The 23,227-nt window shown below is 65.7% G+C and carries 21 protein-coding genes; 12 read left to right on the forward strand and 9 right to left on the reverse strand.

All coding sequences use genetic code 11. The features are described from left to right. Nucleotides 1-105: 105 nt before the first annotated feature. The 6 genes from kdpF (at nucleotide 106) to LPA35_RS05800 (ending at nucleotide 8,281) form a co-directional block, all read left to right on the forward strand. Nucleotides 106-201 carry a K(+)-transporting ATPase subunit F gene (gene kdpF / locus LPA35_RS05775; protein WP_010458774.1) on the forward strand — a complete coding sequence of 32 codons (96 nt, stop codon included), beginning with the start codon at nucleotides 106-108 and terminating at the stop codon, nucleotides 199-201. After that, a complete protein-coding gene (kdpA, locus tag LPA35_RS05780; protein ID WP_228895699.1) occupies nucleotides 198-1,991 on the forward strand; it encodes a potassium-transporting ATPase subunit KdpA in 1,794 nt (597 codons plus the stop codon). Before kdpF ends, kdpA begins: the two co-directional genes overlap by 4 nt. 21 nt (nucleotides 1,992-2,012) lie before the next feature. Further along, nucleotides 2,013-4,079, forward strand: a complete 2,067-nt coding sequence (gene kdpB, locus LPA35_RS05785) for a potassium-transporting ATPase subunit KdpB (RefSeq protein ID WP_228895701.1) — start codon at nucleotides 2,013-2,015, stop codon at nucleotides 4,077-4,079. Between the two features lie 52 nt (nucleotides 4,080-4,131). Then, entirely contained in the window at nucleotides 4,132-4,749 is a 618-nt protein-coding gene (gene kdpC / locus LPA35_RS05790) for a potassium-transporting ATPase subunit KdpC (RefSeq protein WP_228895703.1), read from the forward strand. Nucleotides 4,750-4,816: 67 nt separating this feature from the next. Further along, nucleotides 4,817-7,549: a DUF4118 domain-containing protein gene (locus LPA35_RS05795; RefSeq protein ID WP_228895706.1), complete on the forward strand. Its 2,733-nt coding sequence runs from the start codon at nucleotides 4,817-4,819 to the stop codon at nucleotides 7,547-7,549. Between the two features lie 21 nt (nucleotides 7,550-7,570). Next, on the forward strand, nucleotides 7,571-8,281 hold the full coding sequence (locus LPA35_RS05800) for a response regulator (RefSeq protein ID WP_228895708.1): 711 nt from the start codon (nucleotides 7,571-7,573) through the stop codon (nucleotides 8,279-8,281). A 187-nt stretch (nucleotides 8,282-8,468) separates the two neighbouring features. Here the strand turns inward: LPA35_RS05800 and LPA35_RS05805 are convergent, their stop codons facing one another. Further along, entirely contained in the window at nucleotides 8,469-9,419 is a 951-nt protein-coding gene (locus LPA35_RS05805) for a YafY family protein (protein ID WP_228895710.1), read from the reverse strand. A gap of 95 nt (nucleotides 9,420-9,514) precedes the next feature. Here LPA35_RS05805 and LPA35_RS05810 point away from each other — a divergent pair, with 95 nt between their 5' ends. Continuing rightward, entirely contained in the window at nucleotides 9,515-10,123 is a 609-nt protein-coding gene (locus tag LPA35_RS05810) for a glutathione S-transferase family protein (RefSeq protein ID WP_228895712.1), read from the forward strand. Between the two features lie 24 nt (nucleotides 10,124-10,147). Here LPA35_RS05810 and rng read toward each other — a convergent pair whose 3' ends face one another. The 7 genes from rng to LPA35_RS05845 all read right to left on the reverse strand — a co-directional run bounded on the left by rng (nucleotide 10,148) and on the right by LPA35_RS05845 (nucleotide 17,053). Beyond that, nucleotides 10,148-11,635 carry a ribonuclease G gene (gene rng / locus LPA35_RS05815; RefSeq protein ID WP_121420308.1) on the reverse strand — a complete coding sequence of 496 codons (1,488 nt, stop codon included), beginning with the start codon at nucleotides 11,633-11,635 and terminating at the stop codon, nucleotides 10,148-10,150. A 30-nt stretch (nucleotides 11,636-11,665) separates the two neighbouring features. Then, the gene (locus tag LPA35_RS05820; protein ID WP_228895714.1) at nucleotides 11,666-12,280 is read right to left on the reverse strand and encodes a nucleoside triphosphate pyrophosphatase; all 615 of its coding nucleotides are present in this window, start codon (nucleotides 12,278-12,280) and stop codon (nucleotides 11,666-11,668) included. 96 nt (nucleotides 12,281-12,376) lie between these two features. Beyond that, a complete protein-coding gene (gene rlmH / locus LPA35_RS05825; RefSeq protein WP_228895717.1) occupies nucleotides 12,377-12,844 on the reverse strand; it encodes a 23S rRNA (pseudouridine(1915)-N(3))-methyltransferase RlmH in 468 nt (155 codons plus the stop codon). 56 nt (nucleotides 12,845-12,900) lie between these two features. Beyond that, complete coding sequence (gene rsfS, locus LPA35_RS05830; RefSeq protein WP_228895719.1) at nucleotides 12,901-13,773, reverse strand: ribosome silencing factor; 873 nt, start codon at nucleotides 13,771-13,773, stop codon at nucleotides 12,901-12,903. A 194-nt stretch (nucleotides 13,774-13,967) separates the two neighbouring features. Then, a complete protein-coding gene (gene hemF, locus LPA35_RS05835) occupies nucleotides 13,968-14,939 on the reverse strand; it encodes an oxygen-dependent coproporphyrinogen oxidase (RefSeq protein ID WP_228895721.1) in 972 nt (323 codons plus the stop codon). Beyond that, nucleotides 14,939-16,219 (reverse strand): phosphoribosylamine--glycine ligase, encoded by a 1,281-nt coding sequence (gene purD, locus LPA35_RS05840; RefSeq protein ID WP_218299826.1) that lies wholly within the window; start codon nucleotides 16,217-16,219, stop codon nucleotides 14,939-14,941. Before purD ends, hemF begins: the two co-directional genes overlap by 1 nt. 114 nt (nucleotides 16,220-16,333) lie before the next feature. Then, on the reverse strand, nucleotides 16,334-17,053 hold the full coding sequence (locus tag LPA35_RS05845; protein WP_010458745.1) for a YebC/PmpR family DNA-binding transcriptional regulator: 720 nt from the start codon (nucleotides 17,051-17,053) through the stop codon (nucleotides 16,334-16,336). Nucleotides 17,054-17,132: 79 nt separating this feature from the next. Here LPA35_RS05845 and LPA35_RS05850 point away from each other — a divergent pair, with 79 nt between their 5' ends. From LPA35_RS05850 to upp, 5 genes are all read left to right on the forward strand, one after another. After that, nucleotides 17,133-18,653 carry a helicase HerA-like C-terminal domain-containing protein gene (locus LPA35_RS05850; protein WP_228895723.1) on the forward strand — a complete coding sequence of 507 codons (1,521 nt, stop codon included), beginning with the start codon at nucleotides 17,133-17,135 and terminating at the stop codon, nucleotides 18,651-18,653. 189 nt (nucleotides 18,654-18,842) lie between these two features. After that, nucleotides 18,843-19,649: a hypothetical protein gene (locus tag LPA35_RS05855; RefSeq protein WP_228895725.1), complete on the forward strand. Its 807-nt coding sequence runs from the start codon at nucleotides 18,843-18,845 to the stop codon at nucleotides 19,647-19,649. A 166-nt stretch (nucleotides 19,650-19,815) separates the two neighbouring features. After that, a complete protein-coding gene (locus LPA35_RS05860) occupies nucleotides 19,816-20,658 on the forward strand; it encodes an enoyl-CoA hydratase-related protein (protein WP_228895726.1) in 843 nt (280 codons plus the stop codon). A gap of 144 nt (nucleotides 20,659-20,802) precedes the next feature. Then, nucleotides 20,803-21,795, forward strand: coding sequence for a threo-3-hydroxy-L-aspartate ammonia-lyase (locus tag LPA35_RS05865; RefSeq protein WP_055401172.1), 993 nt, complete (start codon nucleotides 20,803-20,805; stop codon nucleotides 21,793-21,795). A gap of 182 nt (nucleotides 21,796-21,977) precedes the next feature. Continuing rightward, nucleotides 21,978-22,625 (forward strand): uracil phosphoribosyltransferase, encoded by a 648-nt coding sequence (gene upp / locus LPA35_RS05870; RefSeq protein WP_121420316.1) that lies wholly within the window; start codon nucleotides 21,978-21,980, stop codon nucleotides 22,623-22,625. A gap of 62 nt (nucleotides 22,626-22,687) precedes the next feature. Here the strand turns inward: upp and LPA35_RS05875 are convergent, their stop codons facing one another. After that, a complete protein-coding gene (locus LPA35_RS05875; RefSeq protein ID WP_199731217.1) occupies nucleotides 22,688-23,227 on the reverse strand; it encodes a hypothetical protein in 540 nt (179 codons plus the stop codon).

Below are 23,227 nucleotides of genomic sequence, written 5' to 3' on the forward strand. Positions count from 1 at the left end.
TATGGACTGGATATTTTTGGCGACAGCAGGCCTGCTCTGGCTGGCTGGCTATGGGCTGGCCCAGGGTTGCGCGCGGCTGCAACAGCAAGCGCAAGGGGGGCGGTCATGACCAGCGGCTGGATGATTCTGGCGGCCGTGCTGGCTGCTGCCCTGTTGGTGTACCTGGTCGCTGTGCTGCTGCGGCCGGAGGACTTTTCATGAGCACCGGTGCCTGGCTGCAACTGGCAGTGTTTATGGCACTGCTGCTGGCGCTGGCTTGGCCGCTGGCGCGCTGGATTGACGCCGTCATGGCAGGCCGCTTTGCCCTGGGGCGGCGGCTGGAGGGGCCGCTGTTCAAACTGGCTGGCGTGCGGCCCGACGAAGAAACTGGCTGGCTGCGCTACGCGCTGGGCCTGCTGGTGTTCAACGGCCTGGGCGTGCTGGCCGTGTATGCGCTGCAGCGCTGGCAGGCGGTGTTGCCCCTCAACCCGCAAGGCATGGCTGCCGTGTCGCCGGACTCGGCCTTCAACACGGCCATCAGCTTTGTCACCAACACCAACTGGCAAGGCTATGGTGGCGAGAGCACCATGAGCTACCTCACGCAGATGCTGGCGCTGACGGTGCAGAACTTTCTGTCTGCCGCCACGGGCCTGGTCGTCGTCATTGCACTGGTGCGCGGGTTCGCGCGGCATTCAGCGCAGAGCATTGGCAATGTGTGGACTGACCTGACCCGTGCCACGCTGTGGGTGCTCCTGCCCCTGTCGCTGGTGCTGGCCGTGGTGTTTGCAGGCCAGGGCGTGATCCAGAACCTGTCGCCTTACACCGAGGTGCAGACGCTGGAGTCTGTGCACTACGACGCGCCCAAGCTCGATGGCGCGGGCCAGCCGGTGCTGGACGCCCAGGGCGCCCCGGTGACGGAACCCGCCGCGCAAGCCACCCAGACGCTGGCCATGGGCCCCGTGGCCTCACAGCTCGCCATCAAGATGCTGGGCACCAACGGCGGTGGCTTCTTCAACGCCAACTCGGCCCACCCGTTCGAGAACCCATCGGCCGCCAGCAACCTGCTGCAGATGCTGGCGATCTTCCTCATCCCCGCCGCGCTGTGCCTGGTGTTTGGCCGCATGGTGGGCGATGAGCGCCAGGGCTGGACGATTCTGGCAACGATGAGCCTCCTATTCCTGGTCGCAGTGGTGGCAGCCACCACGTTTGAGCAGCAGGGCAACCCGCTTCTGGCCTCGCTGGGCGTGGACCAAGCCGCCAGCGCGCTGCAGCCGGGCGGCAACATGGAAGGCAAGGAAACGCGGTTTGGCATCGCCGCCTCGGCCCTGTTCGCAGTGATCACCACAGCCGCGAGCTGCGGCGCGGTGATTGCGATGCACGACAGCTTCACCCCCCTGGGCGGCATGGTGCCCATGGTGCTCATGCAGATGGGCGAGGTGGTATTTGGCGGCGTGGGCTCGGGCCTGTACGGCATGCTGGTGTTCGCCATCATGGCCGTGTTTATTGCCGGGCTGATGATTGGCCGCACGCCCGAATACCTGGGCAAGAAGATCGAGGCGCACGAGATGAAGCTTGTGTCCATCGCGATCCTCATCACCCCGCTGCTGGTGCTGCTGGGCACTGCCGTGGCGGTGATGAGCGAAGCAGGCCGCGCTGGCCTGGCCAACCCGGGCGCGCATGGGTTCAGCGAGGTGCTGTATGCGCTGTCTTCCGCCGCCAACAACAACGGCAGCGCCTTTGCAGGCCTGTCGGCCAACACCCCGTTCTACAACACGCTGCTGGCCGTGGCCATGTGGCTGGGGCGGTTTGGCGTGATCGTGCCCGTGTTGGCCATGGCCGGTGCCCTGGCCGCCAAGAAGCGCGCCACCGCCACCGACGGCACCCTGCCCACCCACGGCCCGCTGTTTGTGGCGCTGCTGGCTGGTGTGGTGCTGCTGGTGGGTTTGCTGAACTATGTACCCGCCCTGGCGCTGGGACCGGTGGTCGAGCATTTGATGCTCTGGCCACGTTAAGAAGATAGCTGGGAGATTGTGATGACTCGCAAAACATTGACCCTGTTCGACCCCGCCCTGGTGCGCCCCGCGCTGCTGGAGGCTTTCAAGAAGCTGGACCCGCGCGTGCAATGGCGCAACCCCGTGATGTTTGTGGTGTACGTGGGCAGCGCATTCACCACCGCGCTGGCCGCCAGCAAACCTGAGGGCTTCACCGCTGCCGTGGCGCTGTGGCTGTGGTTCACCGTGCTGTTCGCCAACTTTGCCGAGGCCATGGCCGAGGGCCGCAGCAAGGCCCAGGCGGCTTCGCTGCGCGGCCTGAAAAAGCAGACCTGGGCGAAAAAGCTGGACGGCCAGTTTGACCGCAACACCCCACGCACCGCCATGACCTGGCTGCCCTTGGAGGCAGCCAACCTGCGCAAGGGCGATGTGGTGCTGGTGGAGGCGGGTGACACCATCCCTGCCGATGGCGAGGTGATCGATGGTGTGGCCTCAGTGGACGAGAGCGCCATCACCGGCGAATCCGCCCCGGTGATCCGCGAATCGGGCGGAGACTTCTCGGCCGTGACTGGCGGCACCCGCGTGCTGTCCGACTGGATCGTGGTGCGCGTGGCCGTGAACCCCGGCGAGACCTTCGTGGACCGCATGATCGCCATGGTGGAGAACGCCAAGCGCCACAAGACACCCAACGAGATCGCGCTGACCATTTTGCTGGTGGCGCTCACCATCGTGTTCCTGGGTGTGGTGGTCACGCTGCTGCCGTTCTCGCTGTTCAGCGTGCAGGCCAGCGGTGCGGGCGAGCCTGTGAGCCTGGTGGTGCTGGTGGCCCTGCTGGTGTGCCTGATCCCCACCACGATTGCTGGCCTGCTCAGCGCCATTGGCGTGGCGGGCATGAGCCGCATGATGCAGGCCAATGTGATCGCCACCTCAGGCCGCGCGGTGGAGGCTGCAGGCGACGTGGACGTGCTGCTGTTGGACAAGACCGGCACCATTACCCTGGGCAACCGCCAGGCCAGCCAGTTCATCTCGGCCCCGGGTGTCACGGATGCCGCCCTGGCCGACGCCGCCCAATTGGCATCGCTGGCCGACGAAACGCCCGAAGGCCGCAGCATCGTCGTACTGGCCAAGCAGAAGTTCAACCTGCGCGAGCGCGACATCGAGGCCATGGGCGCCCAGTTCGTGCACTTCACCGCACAGACCCGCATGAGCGGGGTGGACCTGCCCGGCCCGCGCCTGCTGCGCAAAGGTGCAGCAGACGCTATCCGCAAGCATGTGGAGGCACTGGGCGGACGCTTTCCTACCGCCGTGCAGACGGCGGTGGACGACGTATCCCGCCGTGGCAGCACGCCCCTGGTGGTGGCCGATGGTGCCCACGTGCTGGGCGTGGTGGAGCTCAAAGACGTGGTCAAGGGCGGCATCAAGGAGCGCTTTGCCGAGCTGCGCCGCATGGGCATCAAGACCGTGATGGTGACCGGCGACAACCGCCTCACTGCCGCCGCGATTGCTGCCGAGGCCGGTGTGGACGACTTCCTGGCCGAGGCCACGCCCGAAGCGAAACTGCAGCTCATCCGCAGCTACCAAACGGCCGGGCAGCTGGTGGCCATGACGGGCGACGGCACCAACGACGCCCCCGCCCTCGCCCAGGCCGACGTGGCCGTCGCCATGAACACGGGCACACAAGCCGCCAAGGAGGCCGGAAACATGGTGGACCTGGACAGCAACCCCACCAAGCTCATCGAGATTGTGGAGACCGGCAAGCAGATGCTGATGACGCGCGGCTCGCTGACCACCTTCAGCATCGCCAACGACATCGCCAAGTACTTCGCCATCATCCCAGCGGCGTTTGTCACCACCTACCCGCAGCTGTCGGCGCTGAATTTCATGCACCTGGCCAGCCCTTCGTCGGCCATTCTGTCCGCCGTGGTGTTCAACGCGCTGATCATCATCTTCCTCATCCCACTGGCCCTGAAGGGCGTGGCCTACCGCGCCGTGGGTGCCGCCGCGCTGCTGCGCCGCAACCTCGCGATTTATGGGCTGGGGGGCATGGTGGTGCCGTTTATTGGCATCAAGCTGATTGACATGGTGTTGGCCGCCGCAGGTCTGACCTGAGCCGTGCCCCAACCAAAGACACCGCCCCCCAATCACTGACAAGGAAAATCGTATGCCTATCCGTATCCCCCGCGACGACGCGCCCGCCAGCCCAGGCGGCCTGCTTCGCCCTGCACTCACGCTGTTTATCGAGCTTTCCATCGTCACCGGCCTGCTCTACCCGCTGCTCGTCACCAGCGTGGCGCAGACCGCGTTCCCCCACCAGGCCAATGGCAGCCTGATCACCCAGGGTGGCAAGACTGTAGGCTCCGAGCTCATCGGCCAGTCGTACACCGAACCCGGCCACTTCTGGGGCCGCCCTTCAGCCACGGCGCCCATGCCCTACAACGCATCGGCATCGGGCGGCTCCAACCTGGGCCCCACCAACCCGGCGCTGACAGATGCCGTGAAGGCCCGCATCGAGGCCCTGCGTGCTGCGGACCCCGGCAACACCCGCCCCATGCCCGTGGACCTGGTCACCGCATCGGCCAGCGGGCTGGACCCGCAGATCAGCCCCGCCGCTGCCGACTACCAGGCAGCCCGCGTGGCAAAGGCCCGTGGCCTGCCGCTGGCGCAGGTGCAGGCCCTGGTGCAGCAGCACACCGAAAGCCCCTGGCTGGGTGTGCTGGGCGAGCCGCGTGTGAACGTGCTGGCTTTGAACCTCGCACTCGAATCGCTACCAAAACAATAGCTGCTTATGCTTGACGGACAAGCGCCAGAGGCCAATTTGATTCAAAATTGACGAGTACACTGTGCCCATGCAGGATCGCCCCGACCCCGACGCGCTGCTTCAGCGCATCCAGCAAGAGCAGGCCCAGCAGCAGCGCGGGCGGCTCAAGGTGTTCTTCGGCGCCTGCGCGGGCGTGGGCAAGACCTTCGCCATGCTGTCGGCGGCAAGGGCCGCACAAGCGCAGGGCCTGCCCGTCACCATCGGCGTGGTTGAGACGCACGGCCGCGCCGACACCGAGGCGCTGACCACGCACCTGCCGCGCCTGCCACTGCGCGCCCTGCCCTACAAAGACCGCACCCTGCCCGAGTTTGACCTGGACGCCGCCCTGGCTTGGGGCGCAGAGCACCCCGAGGGCCTGGTACTGCTCGATGAGCTGGCCCACAGCAACGTGCAAGGCTCGCGCCACCCCAAGCGCTGGCAAGACGCCGAAGAACTGCTGGCCGCAGGCATCGACGTGTGGTCCACCATGAACGTGCAGCACCTGGAGAGCCTGAACGACATCGTGAGCGGTATCACCGGCATCCGCGTGTGGGAGACGGTGCCCGACCAGTTTTTTGACGCGGCCGACGAAGTGGTGGTGGTAGACCTGCCGCCCGACGAGCTGCTCGAGCGCCTGAAGGCCGGCAAGGTCTACCTGCCCCAGCAGGCCGAGCGCGCCGCCGCCAACTTCTTTCGCAAAGGCAACCTGCTGGCTCTGCGCGAGCTGGCCCTGCGCCGCACCGCCGACCGGGTGGACGATGAAATGCGCGCCTACCGCCGCGCCAGCACCACCACTGCCGAAGCCGTGTGGCCCAACCGCGAGGCCCTGCTGGCCTGCGTGGGCACGGGCGACAACGCCGAAAAGGTGGTGCGCAGCTGCGCCCGCCTGGCCGCGCAGCTCGACCTGCCCTGGCACGCCGTGCATGTCGAGACGCCCGAGCAGCAAGGCCGGTCGGCCACGCTGCATCCGCAGGTGGAACGCACCTTGAAACTTGCGCAACAGCTGGGGGCCGTGGCCTGCACGGTACTGCCTGCCGCCCAGCCTGCGCAGGCCCTGGTGCGCTATGCGCGCGAGCACAACCTGGTGCGCGTGGTCATGGGCCGCAGCGCACGCCGCTGGCCCTGGCAGACCACGCTGGCCGACCAGGTGGGGCATCTGGCCAGCGACCTCGACCTGCTGCAGGTGGGCACGCTGCCCGCCCGCGCAGGCCTGGCGCGCCCCCCCACCTCCAATGCATCGCCTGAAACCACGAACAAGGGCACTGCCTTCTGGCCTGGCTACCTGGCGGCGGCCCTGGCCTGCTGCATTGCCGCCGTGGTGGCCACGCCGCTGGCCGATGTGCTGGAGCTGACCAACATCGTCATGCTGTTTTTGCTGGTGGTGGTGGGCGTGGCCTTGCGGTTTGGACGCGGCCCTGCCGTGATGGCCGCCATTCTGGGTGTGGCGTTTTTCGACCTTTTCTTTGTACCGCCGCGCTTCACGTTTGCGGTCAGTGACGCGCAGTACCTCGTCACCTTCGCCGTGATGCTTGTGGTGGCCCTGGTAGTGGGCCAGCTCACCGCCGGGCTCAAGGTGCAGGCAGAGTCCGCCACCGAGCGCGAACACCGCGTGCGCAGCCTGTACGACATGGCGCGCGACCTGTCTGCCGCGCTGCTGCCCGAGCAAGTGGCCGAAATCGGCGCGCGGTTCATGACCGGCGAGTTCAACGCAGGCAGCACTTTGGTGGTGGCTGACGACGACAACCGCCTTCAGATACTGCCCGGTGGCAGCGCGCCGGTGGACATGGCCGTGGCGCAATGGGCGTTTGAGCGCGGTGAGCCTGCTGGCCGGGGTACGGACACCTTGCACTCCAGCCCCACGCTGGTGCTGCCGCTCAAGGCGCCCATGCGCATCCGCGGCGTGCTGGTGGTGGCCATGCCCCAGGGCCAGGTGCCAGGGGTGGAACCGCGTCGCCTGCTGCAGACCTGTGCCTCGCTGCTGGCCATCTCGCTGGAGCGCATCCACTACATTGATGTGGCGCAAAAAAGCACGGTGCAGATCGAGTCCGAGCGGCTACGCAACTCGCTGCTCTCTGCCATCTCGCACGACTTGCGCACGCCGCTGGCCTCACTGGTGGGCCTGGCCGAATCACTGGCCATGGTGCAGCCGCCCCTGCCCGCCCACCAGCAGGAGCTGACCGGCGCCATCCAGCAATCGGCCCAGCGCATGAGCGCGCTGGTCAACAACCTGCTGGACATGGCCCGCCTGGAGGCTGGGGCCGTGCAGCTCAACAAGGCCTGGCAGCCGCTGGAAGAAGTGGTGGGCAGTGCGCTGGCTGCCAGCGCCCCCGCCATGGGCGCCCACCGTGTGGACGTGCACCTGCCCGACGACCTGCCACTGCTGCAGATCGACGCCGTGCTGATGGAGCGCGTGCTGGTCAATCTGCTGGAAAACGCCGCCAAGTACACGCCCGCCGGCACGGCCATCCACATCGGGGCGCAGGCCCAGAGCGATGCGGTGGCCCTGACCATCACCGACGAAGGCCCCGGCCTGCCCAAAGGCCGCGAGGAGCTGCTGTTTGAAAAGTTCGAGCGTGGGGCCCGCGAAAGCGCCACGCCCGGTGTGGGCCTGGGGCTGGCCATCTGCCGCGCCATCGTGCAGGCGCATGGCGGCAGCATCAGGGGCGATACCATCCTCAACGCCCAGGGCCAACCTGCGGGCGCACGCTTCACGCTGCTGCTGCCACGCGGCACACCGCCCACCGACCTGGGCACCGATACCGATACCAACAGCGACGTTTGACGGCACGGCCCCGCAACCACCATGACCGACCTGCCCACCCACATCCTCATCGTCGAAGACGAAGCCGACATCCGCCGCTTTGTGCGCCTGACGCTGGAGAGCGAAGGCCACACCGTGCACGAGGCCGCCACCCTGCAGCGCGGCCTGATCGAAGCTGGCACGCGCCGCCCCGACCTGGTGGTGCTGGACCTGGGCCTGCCCGATGGCGACGGCGTGGACCTGATCCGCGACCTGCGCACCTGGTCGGCCATGCCCGTCATCGTGCTCTCGGCCCGCAGCACCGAAGCCAGCAAGATCGCAGCGCTGGATGCGGGGGCCGACGACTACCTGGTCAAACCGTTCGGCTCGGGCGAGCTGATGGCCCGCGTGCGCGCCCAGCTACGGCGCAGCCAGCGGGCCTCAAGCGCCGAGGCCACACCCGTTATCCAGTTCGGCCCCATAACCGTGGACCTGGCCCGCCGCACGGTAGAGCGCCGCACGGGGGAGGATGGCAGCGAGGCCCTGCACCTCACGCCCATCGAATACAAGCTGCTCACCCACCTGGCATCCCAGCCCGACCGCGTCATCACCCACCAGCAGTTGCTCAAGGCCGTGTGGGGGCCGGGCCATGCCGAAGACACGCACTACGTGCGGGTGCACATGGCCAACCTGCGCAAGAAGGTGGAGGGCAACGCCTCGATGCCCCAGCATTTGCGGACCGAGGCGGGCATCGGGTACCGTTTCGTGCCTTGAGCACTCATACCCATTTGCTTTCAAAAATATGAAACCGTAGTTGTCCGTTGCGTTGTGCACCGCCCGCGATGCATGAAACTGGCGCAGCCCAAACCCAGTGCCGCCGCGCTGGGGGCGTACCCCTCACAGATGGCGAAGCAACGTGAGAGAGGGGGAAGGCGCGAAGCGACTCAGGGGGTGTTTCACTTCAGGCGCAGCGCAAGGCCCGCTCCCCCGCCACCCGCAAGCGCTCCTTCAACGAAACGGGTGCCAGCACTTCGAACTCCACATCGAGCGCCATCAGCCAGTACACCAGCGAATCGTTGGCGCCGCAATCCAGCTGGCACCGCTGCCCCTCATCGAGCGCCGACACCACACCTGCCGACTGCGGAATGCGTCTGGCCATCTCTTGATACGGTGCATGCAACACAATGCGCGCCTGTTCGGCATGGGGCGCCACTGCAATCGAACGTGAAACGTATGCCTTCAGATCCCCGCCATCGGGCGACACCCGGGGCGCGAAATGGGCACCCACCGTGGGAGCCCCCACGATGCGGTCGATACGGAAGGTGCGCCAGTCCTCCCGCACCCGGTCCCACGCCACCAGGTACCAGCGGTGGCCGGTATGGGCCAGGCCCTGGGGCTCCACGCTGCGTTCGGCGCTGCGGCCCTTGCTGTCGCCGTAGGTGAACGCCAGGCGCAACTGGTCACGGCAGGCCGACGCCAGCGTGGCCAGCAACGAGGCATCCACCACCGGCCCGACACGGTCCATGGGCAGGATGGTGGAGCGTAGTGCATCCACCTGCTGCCGCAGGCGGGCGGGCATGGCCTGCTCCAGCTTGACCAGGGCCCGAAGTGCGGGCTCTTCAATGCCGCCGACCGCGCCGGCAGTGGCAGTGCGCAGGGCAATCGACACGGCCAGCGCTTCGTCGTCGTCCAGCAGCAAGGGCGGCAGCGCCTGACCGGCCCGGAAGGCATAGCCGCCCGCCACGCCGCTGCTGGCATGCACGGGGTAGCCCAGCTGGCGCAGGCGGTCGATGTCGCGCCGCAAGGTGCGCGGGTGCACTTCCAGGCGCTCGGCCAGTTCCGGCCCCATCCAGTGGTTGCGCGTCTGCAGCAAGGCGAGCAGACGCAGCAGGCGGGTTGATGAAGTGAGCATGGCGCGACTTTACTTTCTATTGCGGACTGAAATTGTCCGCAATGGCTTTTACAGTGGCACCACCTTTTCTTCCACAACCACCCAAGGAGCTTTCCATGTCCATCGTTCTCTACTGGCACCCCATGTCCAGCGCCACCCCCATCGCCTGCGCCCTGACCGAGCTGGCCGTGCCCCACGAACGCGTGAAGATCGACATCCGCACCGGCGAGCAGCGCCGCCCTGAATACCTGGCCATGAACCCCAACGGCAAGGTGCCAACCTTGACTGTGGACGGCGCCCCCATGTTCGAGGCCCTGGCCATCCACCTCTGGCTGGGCCATCGCTTTGGCATTGAACGCGGGCTGTGGCCCGCTGCGGGCACGCCCGAGGCGCTGCAGGCCCTGTCGTGGTGCACCTGGGCGTATGTGACCTATGGTGCGCTCGTGGGACGCCTGCATGTGGCAACCCAAGGCGAAGAGGTTTGGCGCAACGCCGCCCAAGCAGAAGCCCTCCTGCGTCAACTGAGCGAGTTGCTGGCGGTGCTGGACGCGCGGCTGGCTGCGCAGCCCTGGATGCTGGGTGCCGACTATTCGCTGGTGGATTTAGCAGTGGGCTCGGTGCTGGGCTACAGCCTGTACCTGGGCGCCCCCGTCAACGCGCACCCGCATGTGCAGGCCTGGCTGGCGCGGGTGCAGGCACGCCCGGCGATGCAGATCGACGCTTGAAGACGGCGCGCAGAACGATGGGCGCTACAGCAGCACGATGTCGTACTGCTCCTGCCCCATCGCGCTCTCGGATTGCAGCGAGATCGGCTTCTTGATGAAGTCCGAGAGACCAGCCAGGTGCTGGCTTTCCTCGTCCAGGAACAGCTCCACCACGCGGGGCGACGCCACCACGCGGAATTCGCGCGGGTTGAACTGGCGGGCTTCGCGCAGTATCTCGCGCAGGATGTCGTAGCACACGCTGCGCGCGGTCTTCACGCTGCCCTTGCCCTGGCAGGCCTCGCAGGGCTCGCACAGCATATGGGCGAGGGATTCGCGCGTGCGCTTGCGCGTCATCTCCACCAAACCCAGCTGCGAGAAGCCACCCGCCATGGTCTTCACGCGGTCGCGGGCGAGCTGTTTTTTGAACTCCGCCAGCACGGCCTGCTGGTGGTCGTCGCGCACCATGTCGATGAAGTCCACGATGATGATGCCGCCCAGGTTGCGCAGGCGCAGCTGGCGGGCAATGGCCTGGGCGGCCTCCAGGTTGGTCTTGAAGATGGTGTCGTCGAAGTTGCGTGCCCCCACGTAGCCACCGGTGTTCACATCGATGGTGGTGAGCGCCTCGGTCTGGTCCACGATGAGATAGCCGCCAGACTTCAAATCGACGCGGCGCCCCAGGGCTTTGGCCACCTCTTCGTCGATGGAGTACAGGTCAAAAATCGGGCGTTCACCCTTGTAGTGCTGCAGCTTGCCGGCGGCGGCGGGCATGAATTCCTGCCCAAACGCACGCAGGCGCTGGAACTGCTCCATCGAGTCGAGCCGGATGGTCTGCGTATGGTCCCCCACCAGATCGCGCAGCACGCGCTGCAGCAGGTCCAAATCCTGATGGAGCAGCGACATGGCAGGCAGCTTGAGCGATGCCTCCTTGATGCGCGCCCAGGTCTTGCGCAGGTAGGCAATGTCTTCGGCCAGTTCGGCATCGGTCGAATCTTCGCCGTTGGTGCGCAGGATGAAGCCGCCGCCACCGCCCGTGGATTTATCGCCCACCAGCGCCTGCAGCCGCGCGCGCAGCGCATCGCGCTCGGCAGGCGGAATCTTCTGCGACACGCCCACATGGTCGTCCTGCGGCAGAAACACCAGCAGGCGCCCGGCCACGCTGATCTGCGTGGACAGTCGTGCACCTTTGGTGCCAATCGGGTCCTTGATGACCTGCACCATCAGCGCCTGCCCCTCGAACACCTGCTTTTCAATCGGCACCTGCGGCTCGTTCTTGCGGGCGAATGCGGGCGGCTCGCCATCGGGCTGGCGCTGCCACACATCGGCCACATGCAAGAAGGCCGCACGCTCCAGGCCGATGTCGATAAAGGCGGACTGCATGCCCGGCAGCACGCGCGAGACCTTGCCCAGGTAGACGTTGCCCACCAGGCCCCGCTCCAGCGTGCGCTCGATGTGCAACTCCTGCACGGCGCCGTGCTCCACCACGGCCACGCGGGTTTCCTGGGGCGACCAGTTGATCAGGATGTCTTGTTGCATGGCGTTGTTGTTGTCTGTTGTTGCTGTCGCCTAGATGGCGAAACCTGTCGCGCGCAGCAGCTGTGCCGTCTCGTACATCGGCAGCCCCATGATGCCCGAATAGCTGCCCGCCAGGTGCTCCACATACGCCGCCGCCCGGCCCTGGATGCCGTACGCCCCCGCCTTGCCCAGTGGCTCGCCAGTGGCGACGTAGGCGTCAATCTGCGCGGTGGTCATGGCTGCAAAGGTCACTCGGGATATGGACAGCGCGCTCAGGCGCTTGGGGCCCACCTGCAGCGCCACAGCGGTGAGCACGCGGTGCTCGTGGCCCGCCAGCTCAGCCAGCATGCGCGCGGCATGGAGCGCGTCGTCGGGCTTGCCGTAGATCGTGCGGCCCAGGGCCACGGTGGTGTCAGAGCACAGGATGGGCGCATCGGGCAAACCACGGCGGGCACGCCGGGCCACAGCCGCGTCGAGCTTGAGGCCCGTCACGCGCTCCACATAGGCCGTAGGCGCTTCGCCGGGCAGCACCACCTCGATGGCTTCGGCGTCCTCGGACTCGTCACCCTCCACATTGGGCAGCAGCAGTTCGTGGCGTACGCCCAGTTGTTCGAGCAGCTGGCGCCGACGGGGGCTTTGGGAGGCAAGGTAGATGAAGTCAGGCATGAACAGATTTTGATTAAAAATCGGCTCTAGCGCTTACCCATCAAGCGCTAGCAGCTATAAAAAATATAGTATTCCACCCACACCCCGATCCAGGCCTCATTCTCGGTGGTAGGGGTGCCCGGCATTCACCGACCAGGCGCGGTACAGCTGCTCGATGAGCAGCACCCGCACCATGGCGTGTGGCAAGGTCAGGTCCGAGAGGCGAATGCGCTCGTGCGCGCCCTGGCGAAAGGCCGGGTCCAGCCCGTCGGGGCCGCCGATGACCAGGGCCACATCGTCACCGCCCAATTGCCAGCCCCGCAGGCGCTCGGCCAGGGCCTTGGTGGTGAGATTGGTGCCGCGCTCGTCCAGCGCCACCACGCGGGTACCCCGGGGGATCGCAGCTTCAATCCGCTCGCGCTCGGCGGCGTACAGCGTCTCCAGCGTCTTGGAGCCCCGTGGCTCGGTCTTGACGGCTTTGAGTTCGACCTTGAGCTCCGGCGGAAACCGCTTGGCGTAGTCGTCGTACGCCGTCTGCGCCCAGTCGGGCACGCGCTGGCCCACGGCCACGATCAGCAGCTTCATGGCAACTCAGGCGCGGTGCGCGGGTACAGGTGGTCGTCGATGGGCCGAGGCTGCAGTCACTTGCGGCCCGGTGCCCTCTTGACGGCGGGCTTGGCGGCTGCTCCGCCACGCGCGGGTGCGGGCTTGGCGGCAGCGGTCTTGCTACGGGGGGCCGATGGCTTGACGACCACGGTCTTGATCGGTGCCTTGGTGGCTGCGGGCTTTTTGGCGGCAGTGGTTGGCTTTGCAGTCGTCTTGGCGGGTGCGGCCTTGGCAGTGCTGCTGCTCTTTGCGGGCGCCCTGGTCGGGGCTTTCGCAGATGTTTTGGCAGGTGCTTTTGCGGTTGTCTTGGCTGCAGGTTTGGCAGCAGATTTAGCAGGTGCGGCAGCGGACTTGGCAGCTGTTTTGGCCACGGCCTTGACCGTAGCTTTGCCCGACCGGGCCGGCACGGCTGGTGCGGTTGCCTTTTTGGCGGTCGCCTTGCCAGCGGCCTTGGCGTCGGACTTGGCAGCCTTCTGGGCCGACTTCTTTTCGGCCAAGTCGGTGGCAGCGCTGGACACCGGCTTGGCGGCGCCCAGCTTCAGGCGCACGGGCGTATCGCCCCACAGCTCTTCCAGGCGGTAGTACTGGCGGATGGCGGGCTGCATGATGTGCGCCACGGCGGCGCCGCAGTCCACGATGATCCATTCGCCGTTGTCTTCGCCTTCGATGCGCGGCTTGGTAAAGCCCGCTTCTTTCACCGCGTCGCGTACGCTGGCGGCCAGGGCCTTGGTCTGGCGGTTGGAGGTGCCCGATGCCACGATCACCCGTTCAAACAGCGGCGAGAGATGCTCGGTGTTGAAGACCTGGATGTCTTGCGCCTTGACGTCCTCCAGTCCATCAACGATGGCGCGCTGGAGTTTGGTAACGTCTTTTTTGGCGGCGGTTTCCGATTTGGTGGAGGTGGTCATCAGGCGGTGATTAGAGAGGAAATGGAATCAATATAGCGTGCAACGCAGCGCGCAACCAGTGGGGCTGCGCCTTGGGTGTTGCGCAGCTGTTGCGCGTTGGCGCTGCGTCCGTTTGAGGTGTTTTTGGCCTCTTGCGCTGGTGTGAAAAGCGCGGGCAGCTATTGAAATTATAGCTTTTGCGCTTTTCAAGGCTTTCAAGCCGCTGCAGCAGACTCGCCACCGAGCCAGTCGCGCCGCAGCAGAAAGCGCTGTGTGAGATCAGCTTCGGCGGAATCGGCCGCATCCGAACGCTGGTACGACCACGCCACCAGCGGCGGCATGGACAGCAAAATGGACTCGGTGCGCCCACCCGACTGCAGGCCAAAATGCGTGCCCCGGTCCCAGACCAGGTTGAACTCCACATAACGGCCGCGGCGGTAGAGCTGGAAGTCCCGCTCGCGCTCGCCGTAGGGCGTGCCCTGGCGCTTTCCCACGATGGGCAGGTAGGCCTTCAAAAAGGCGTCGCCCACCGACTGCGTCATCGCCAGGCTTTGCTCAAAGCCCAGCTCGGAGAAGTCGTCATAGAACACGCCACCCACGCCTCGCTGCTCGCTACGGTGCTTGAGGTAGAAGTATTCGTCACACCACTGCTTGAAGCGCGGGTACTTGTCGTCACCAAAGGGTGCCAAGGCATCACGGCAGGTGCGGTGAAAGTGCACCGCATCTTCCTCAAAGCCGTAGTACGGCGTGAGGTCCATGCCACCGCCAAACCAACAGGTCGGCGCTTGCCCAGGGTGACCAGCCGCGATCATGCGCACATTCATGTGCACCGTGGGCACATACGGGTTGCGCGGGTGGAACACCAGCGACACGCCCATGGCCTCAAACGGTGCACCCGCCAGCTCGGGCCGGTGCTGCGTGGCCGAGGGTGGCAGCTGGGGGCCGCGCACATGGCTGAAGCCGCAACCCGCGCGCTCGAACACGCGGCCGCCTTCCATGATCTTGGTGATGCCGTCGCCCTGCAACGGCTCACCGGGCGGCTTGCTCCAAGCGTCGGCCAAAAAACGTGCGCCGCCCTCGCCTTCCACGGCTTCGAGCGCGTCGGTGATGCGCGCCTGCAGACCCACCAGATAGCCGCGCACCCTCGCCACTGTGTCGGCGGGGTTCAAGTTCTGAACGTCTGCCATCAGCTCTTGAGTGCTCTGAAGCCGATATCGCGGCGGTACTGCGCACCATCGAACTGGATGCCGCGCGCCACGTCATAGGCACGCTGCTGCGCCTGCTTGACGCTGTCGGCCAGCACCGTCACGCACAACACACGGCCACCGGTCACGCTGACCACGCCATCTTTGAGCTGCGTGCCCGCATGGAACACCACGGCATCGTCCGCCTCGGCTGGCAGGCCGGTGATGGGGTCACCCTTGCGCGGGTTCTCCGGGTAGCCATGGGCGGCCATGACCACGCCCAGTGCGGTGCGGCGGTCCCATTGCAGTTCCATCTGGTCGAGCTTGCCGTCAGCGGCAGCAGCCATCACGTCGCTGAAGTCGCTTTTCAGGCGCATGAGGATGGGTTGCGTCTCGGGGTCGCCCATGCGGCAGTTGAATTCGAGCGTCTTGGGCTGGCCCTTGGCGTCGATCATCAGGCCTGCATACAGAAAACCGGTGTAGGGAATGCCGTCCTTTTCCATGCCCCGAATCGTGGGCAGGATGATCTCGCGCATGGCGCGGGCATGTACATCGGCCGTGACCACTGGCGCGGGCGAATACGCACCCATGCCGCCGGTGTTGGGACCTTCGTCGCCGTCTTTGAGGCGCTTGTGGTCCTGGCTGGTGGCCAGCGCCAGCACGTTCTTGCCGTCGCACAGCACGATGAAACTGGCTTCTTCGCCTTCGAGGAACTCCTCGATCACCACACGCGCGCCACCTTCGTTGTGGGTCACGCCGTATTTGTTGTCCACCAGCATGAAGTCCACAGCATCATGGGCCTCCTGCAGCGTCATGGCCACGACCACGCCCTTGCCTGCAGCCAGGCCATCGGCCTTGATGACGATGGGCGCGCCCAGCCGGTCCACAAATGCGTGGGCCGCAGCCGGGTCGGTGAAGGTATCGTAGTCGGCCGTGGGGATGCCATGGCGGCGCATGAAGGCCTTGGAAAAGGCCTTGGAGCTTTCGAGCTGGGCAGCAGCCTTGGTGGGGCCGAAGATGCGCAGGCCATTGGCACGGAACTCATCGACCACACCCGCCGCCAGTGGCGCTTCGGGGCCCACCACCGTCAGTGCGATCTTTTCGGCCTGCGCCCACACACGCAGTTCGCGCACGTCGGTGATGGCCACGTTCTCGAGCTTGGAGTTCAGCGCGGTGCCGCCATTGCCAGGCGCCACATACACCTTGGTCACCTTGGGGGACTCGCTCAGTTTCCACGCCATCGCGTGTTCACGGCCGCCGCCACCAATCACAAGTACTTTCATAGGAACCTTTGGTGAACCCTGCTCGCAGCGCTGGGCTGCTTGGCGGGGTTCGGGGAAATATCAGTCGGAAAACAAGTCAGCGCAAGAAAAAAGCGGCGGTCCACAGGCGCAATGTCACAGGGCAGCGTTGTGGTAGACCTCCTGGGTATCGTCCAGGTCCTCCAGCACATCCAGCAGCCGCTGCATGCGCGCCGCGTCGTCGCCCGTCAGTTCAATGGTGTTTTCAGGCCGCATGGTCACGCCCGCCACTTCGGGCGTCAGGCCTGCCGCTTCCAGGGCATTCTTCACGGCTTCAAAGTCGGCGGGGGCGGTCAGCACCTCTACTGCGCCGTCGTCGTCGGTCACCACGTCTTCGGCCCCCGCCTCCAGCGCCACTTCCATCACCTTGTCTTCGCTGGTGCCGGGGGCAAAAATCAGTTGGCCGCAGTGCTTGAACTGAAAAACCACCGAGCCCTCGGTGCCCATGTTGCCACCGTGTTTGCTGAACGCGTGTCGTACTTCGGCCACGGTGCGCACCCGGTTGTCGGTCATCGTGTCGATCATGATCGCTGCGCCACCAATGCCATAGCCCTCGTAGCGGATTTCCTCGTAGGTCAATCCCTCGGCGTTGCCCGTGGCCTTGTCGATGTTGTACTTGATGCGGTCGGCGGGCATGTTGGCCGCCTTGGCCTTGTCCACCGCCAGGCGCAGGCGGGGGTTGGCAGACAGGTCGCCGCCGCCCGAGCGGGCAGCCACAGTGATTTCACGAATGATGCGGGTCCAGATCTTGCCGCGTTTTTCATCCTGGCGCCCTTTGCGGTGCTGGATATTCGCCCATTTACTGTGTCCTGCCACGAGAAGTCCTTTTGTATTGATTTAATCTAGTCGGTGGATTTTACTTTTTGCCGAACCCGTACCCCCGAGGAAACCCGAAATGGCCGAACCCCTGCTGATTGCCAAGCACGACAAGATTGAATGCCACCTGCTTCCCGGACTGGCCAACCGCCACGGGCTCATCACCGGAGCCACCGGCACGGGCAAGACCGTCACCTTGCAGACGCTGGCGGAAAACTTCTCGCGCATTGGCGTGCCGGTGTTCATGGCCGACGTGAAGGGCGACCTGACCGGCGCCAGCCAACCCGGCAAGATTGGCGACAAGCTGGCGGCAGTGCTCAAGGAGCGGGGCCTTCCCCTGCCCGCCCCCCTGGCCTGCCCCACCACGCTGTGGGACGTATTTGGCGAACAGGGCCACCCTGTGCGCGCCACGGTGTCGGACATGGGCCCGCTGCTGCTGGGCCGCATGCTCAACCTGAATGAAACCCAGCTGGGCGTGCTCAACCTGGTGTTCAAGATCGCCGACGACAACGGCATGCTGCTGCTGGACCTCAAAGACCTGCGCGCCATGCTGCAGTACGTAGGCGACAACGCCAAAGAGTTCACCACCGAATACGGCAACGTGAGCGCCGCCAGCGTGGGCGCCATCCAGCGCGGGTTGCTGCAGATTGAGCAGCAGGGCGGCACGCAGTTCTTTGGCGAGCCCATGCTCAACATCCAGGACTTCATGCAGACCGTGGACGGCCACGGCGTGGTCAACATCCTGGCGGCCGACAAGCTCATGAACTCGCCGCGCCTGTATGCCACCTTCCTCTTGTGGATGCTGTCTGAGCTGTTCGAGCAACTGCCCGAGATCGGCGACCCCGAGCAGCCCAAACTGGTGTTCTTCTTCGACGAGGCCCACCTGCTGTTCAACGAGGCGCCGAAAGTGCTCATCGAGCGCATCGAGCTGGTGGTGCGCCTGGTGCGCTCCAAGGGCGTGGGCGTGTACTTCGTCACACAGAACCCGCTCGACATCCCCGACAGCGTGCTGGCCCAGCTGGGCAACCGCGTGCAGCACGCGCTGCGCGCCTTCACTCCGCGTGATCAGAAGGCCGTGAAGGCCACGGCCACCACCATGCGGCAAAAGCCGGGCCTCGATATCGAGACCGCCATCACCGAACTGGCCGTGGGCGAGGCGCTGGTGAGCTTTCTGGACGCCAAGGGCCGCCCGAGCGTGACCGAGCGCGTGTTTGTGCTGCCACCCGGCAGCCAGCTCGGACCCATCACAGCGCAGCAGCGCCAGGTGCTGGTGGCCAACTCACTGGTGGCGGGCGTGTACGAAAAGGTGGTGGACCGCGAGTCCGCCTACGAAAAACTCAAGGGCCGCGCCGCCGAAGCCAGTGCGCAGGCACCTGCCAATGGCAAAGGTGCACCCGCCAACACGGAAGACAGCGGCGGCGGCCTGATGGGCGGGCTCAACGACGTGCTGTTTGGCAGCACCGGCCCGCGCGGCGGCAAACGCGACGGCCTGGCCCAGACCATGGCCAAGTCGGCGGTGCGCACCATGGGCACCACCATTGGCAAGGAAATCCTGCGCGGGGTGCTGGGTAGCATCTTCGGCGGCAGCAAGCGGCGTTGAACGCAAGGGGGGCACAGATTCCGCCCCCCTGCTCAGCGCCTCCAAGCGCGGCCCCATCACGGCAGCTCCGGCCTGCGATGGTGCTGGGGGTAGCCCCCGCGTGACCATCTGGCGACACCACCCAAAGTGTCATCAATCAGTCACCAAACAGCCGTGAAATCGCCACACAACAACAAAAAAGGAGGGACGATGAAGCGCATCGAAAACGTTCTGCTGTGGTGGGGAAGCAAGGTCGTGCTGCTGGCGATTGCCGTGTGGGTGGCCGCCATCGTCGGGATCTTCGCGGGCGCCTGGCGCCTGCGGTGGCCCTGGATTCTGTATTTTTTGGCCACAGTCATCATCACCGCCCTGGTGATCCAGTGGACCAACGCGGTCCGCCAGCGCTATATCCGCGAGGCCCCCCTGCCCCGCTTTCTGCAGCGCAAGCTGCGCGAAACCTACCCCCACCTGAGCACCCGCGACTGCGAGCTGGTCGAACGCGGCCTGCGCCAGTTCTTCATGGCCTGCCTGCGCGGCAACAAACAGTTTGTGGCCATGCCCTCCAAGGCGGTCGACGCGCTGTGGCATGAGTTCATCCTGCACACCCAGGCCTACAAAGCCTGGTGCCACAACGCCCTGGGCTTCTTTTTGCACCACACACCCGCCGAGGCGCTGGGTAAAAAGGCGCGCCACAACGATGGCCTGCGCCGCTGTTGGTACTGGGTATGCAAGGAGGAGTCCATCGACCCCAAGGCCCCCAGCCGCCTGCCCCTGCTGTTTGCGCTGGATGCCAAGTTCGCCATTGCAGGCGGCTTCTCCTACGTGCCCGACTGCTCCGACATCGCCCGCAAGAGCGACGCGGGTGGCAGTGGTGGAGACAGCTACTGCGGCACCAGCTTCTCGGACGGCAGCTACAGCGGCAGCTCGGGCGACTTTGGCGGCGCCGAAAGCTCGGATGGAGGTGGAAGCGACGGCGGAGGGGATGGCGGCGGCTGTGGTGGCGGGGGCGGCGATTGACAGACTGTGCCTATAGACGTCCGCCGCCCGTTCTGCCGAACGCGCGCAAAAGTACTCCTGTTTTCATAGCTGCCAGCGTTTACCAGATAAGCGCTGGCAGCCAAAATAGCTCAGAGTCACCCAGGCGACGACCCGACCTGCATTCACCGGTCTACAGTGGCACCCCATGAACACCCTCACCTGCTTTTCCCTCAGCATCACCGACCACGTGGCCCATCTGGTGCTGAACCGCCCCGAGGCCATGAACACCATGCACCCCACCTTCTGGCGCGAGCTGGACGAGGTGCTGGCCCAGCTCAACAAGGCGGGCGAAACGCGGGCGCTGGTCATCAGCAGCACCGGCAAACATTTCAGCGCAGGCATGGCGCTCGAAACCTTTGGCGGCGCCATCACCATGGACGACCAGAGCCCTGAAGGCCGCGCCGCCATCTTTGACCTGCTGACCGACATGCAGGCCACCTTCACCCGCATCGAAAGCCTGCGCATCCCCGTCATCATGGCCATCCACGGCGGCTGCATCGGCGGCGCGGTGGACATGGTCACCGCGAGCTGCATCCGCTACGCCACGCAGGATGCGTTCTTCTGCATCCAGGAGATCAACATCGGCATGGTGGCCGACGTGGGCACGCTGCAGCGCCTGCCCAAGCTGATCCCGCTGGGTGTGGTGAAAGAGCTGGCCTACACCGGCCGCCGCCTGAGCGCAGCCAAGGCCCTGGGCTACGGCCTCGTCAACGAAGTGTTCGAGACCCAAGAAGCAATGCTTGCCGCCGCGCTGCAGTGCGCGCAAGAGATCGCCAGCAAGCCGCCCGTGGCCATCTGGGGCACCAAACAGGCCGTGAACTACGCCCGCGACCATTCGGTGGAAGACAGCCTGCGCCAGATGGGCTGGCTGCAAGGCGCCATCTGGAGCAACCAGCATGTGCGCGAGTCGGTCACGGCGATGAAGCAAAAGCGCGCGGGCGACTTCCCGGCACTGACGCCGCTGCAACGGTTCAGCGAGCTGGGCTGACCCGCCGTCAACCATCAAAATCTATAGCGGCTCGCGCTTGCTACACAAGCGCGAATGGCTATTTTGGGTTGAAACCACGCGGCAACCCGCTATCATCCGAGGGCTGAAGGGGCAAGCGTTTGCCCCGCCACCAGGGATGCCGCCATGACCTTGCCCAGCCTCACCCCGCCCACCTACGACGACGTGGCCGCCGCCGCGCACCGGCTCAAGGGCATGGCGCACCACACGCCGGTGCTGCGCTCCACCACCGCCGACGACCTGCTGGGTGCGCAACTGTTCTTCAAATGCGAGAACCTGCAGCGCACCGGCGCCTTCAAGTTCCGGGGCGCCTTCAACACCCTGGCCCAGTTCACCGATGAGCAGCGCGAGCGCGGCGTGCTGGCCTTTTCGGCCGGCAACCACGCGCAGGCCATCGCGCTGTCGGCCCGCATGCTGGACATGCCCGCCGTCATCGTCATGCCCGCAGACGCGCCCGCCTCCAAGATGGCGGCCACACGGGCCTACGGCGCCCAGGTCGTCACCTACGACCGCTACACCGAAGACCGCGAAGCCATCAGCCGCCACCTGGCGCTGGAGCGCGGCATGACGCTGGTGCCGCCGTTTGACCACCCGCACGTCATTGCAGGCCAGGGCACCGCCGCCAAAGAACTGTTTGAAGAAGTGCCCGATCTGGACTACCTGTTTGTCTGCGTGGGCGGTGGCGGCTTGCTGGCAGGCAGCCTGCTGGCCGCGCAGGCCCTGGCACCCCAGTGCCGCGTGGTGGGTGTCGAGCCCGAAACGGGCAACGACGCCCAGCAGTCGCTGCGCGCCGGGCACATCGTGCGCATCCCCACGCCCCACACCATCGCCGACGGCGCGCAAACCCAGGCGCTGGGCGAGCTCACCTTCCCCATCATCCGCGACCATGCCGAAGACATCATCAGCGTGAGCGACGAGCAGCTCATGCAATCCCTGCGCTTCTTTGCCGAGCGCATGAAGATCGTGGTGGAGCCCACCGGCGCCCTGGCCTATGCGGGTGCGCAGGCCTTCTCTGGCGCTGACAACGGAGGCAAGCTGCTGCACGGTGAGCGCGTGGGCGTTCTCATCAGCGGCGGCAACGTTGACCTGGCGCGCTATGCGCGGTTTCTGGCGGACTAGCCCGCGCCCCCCTGAGTCGCCTGCGGCGCCTTCCCCTCAAGGGGACGCCGCCAGTGGCCTGGCGAAGCCAGTTCCACGGCGTCCACTGGCCTGGGCCGCGCCAGTTTTTACGGGCGCTGGCGCAAGTACCGTCAAAATACCGCCACCCCTTTCATTTCTACCTGTAGACCATAGGCCTCGCCATGAGCACTGCCAGCACCAACAACAACGTCACCGTCATCACCCACCCCCTCGTCCAGCACAAGCTCACGCTCATGCGCCGAAAGGACGCCAGCACCAACAGCTTTCGTCGCTTGCTGGGGGAGCTAAGCACGCTGATGGCGTATGAAGTCACGCGCGACATGCCGCTGCAGGACATCGAGATTGAAACCCCGCTAGAGACCATGACCGGCAAGGTCATCGACGGCAAGAAGCTGGTGCTGGTCTCCATCCTGCGCGCGGGCAACGGGTTCCTGGATGGCATGCTCAACGTGGTGCCCGGCGCCCGCGTAGGCCACATCGGCCTGTACCGCGACCCGGCCACGCTGCAGCCCGTGGAGTACTACTTCAAGATGCCGTCCGAAATGGACGAGCGCGACATCATCGTGGTGGACCCCATGCTGGCGACCGGCAACTCGGCCTCCGCCTGCGTAGACCGCCTGAAAAAGCTCAACCCCCGCTCCATCAAGTTCGTCTGCCTGCTGGCCGCCCCCGAAGGCATCGCCACCATGCAAAAGGCACACCCCGACGTACCGATTTTCACCGCAGCGATTGACCGCGAACTGAGCGACCACGGCTACATCCTGCCGGGCCTGGGCGATGCGGGCGACCGGATTTTTGGCACCAAATAGGCCACGCACCCGCAAAAAAGCCCCGCAAATGCGGGGCTTTTTTGATACTGCAGTACCGCAGTTCAGCAGATGGCTCCAGGGAGCTGCTGCATGCACTGGTGCGAGGTTGTGTTCGAACGGCCGGGCGCGGGTGCGTTTGCCTTTGCCGTAACCGAGCCAGCCGCTAGGCCTTTCACCACGGCATCCCCGGTCTGAAGCGATCGGTCGAACACCAGCGACTCGCCAAATACCAGCTCCACCCAGGTCGGGTAGGTGTAGGCTGTACCACGGTTATGGTCCACCACTGCGCCGATGACGCCGCCAAGGACGATATTCCCCGCCATCCCGCCATTGGGGCGGGATATCAAGCGTGCGTTGGCTGGCTGCTCTCCATTCTTCGTGCAGACGATCGTCATATCGCCCGCTGAACGGCGCAGTGCCTGCGTGCCACCAGACTTGAAGCTTGTCGATCCATAGTCGTTAGTTGCCACACAGTCGGCGCCAGCTACCACCGCGCCACTCTTTTGCCTTGTATCCACGCGGACGCCGTGGGTGGTGTCGTTCGTTACCGAAGCACACCCGACCAACGTCATTGCGGTTGCCACTGCCATCAATGCTTTCAC

Origin of the sequence: Acidovorax sp. Leaf73 (assembly GCF_916855635.1) — a bacterium.
In the GTDB taxonomy this organism is placed as follows: Bacteria; Pseudomonadota; Gammaproteobacteria; order Burkholderiales; family Burkholderiaceae_C; genus Acidovorax; species Acidovorax facilis.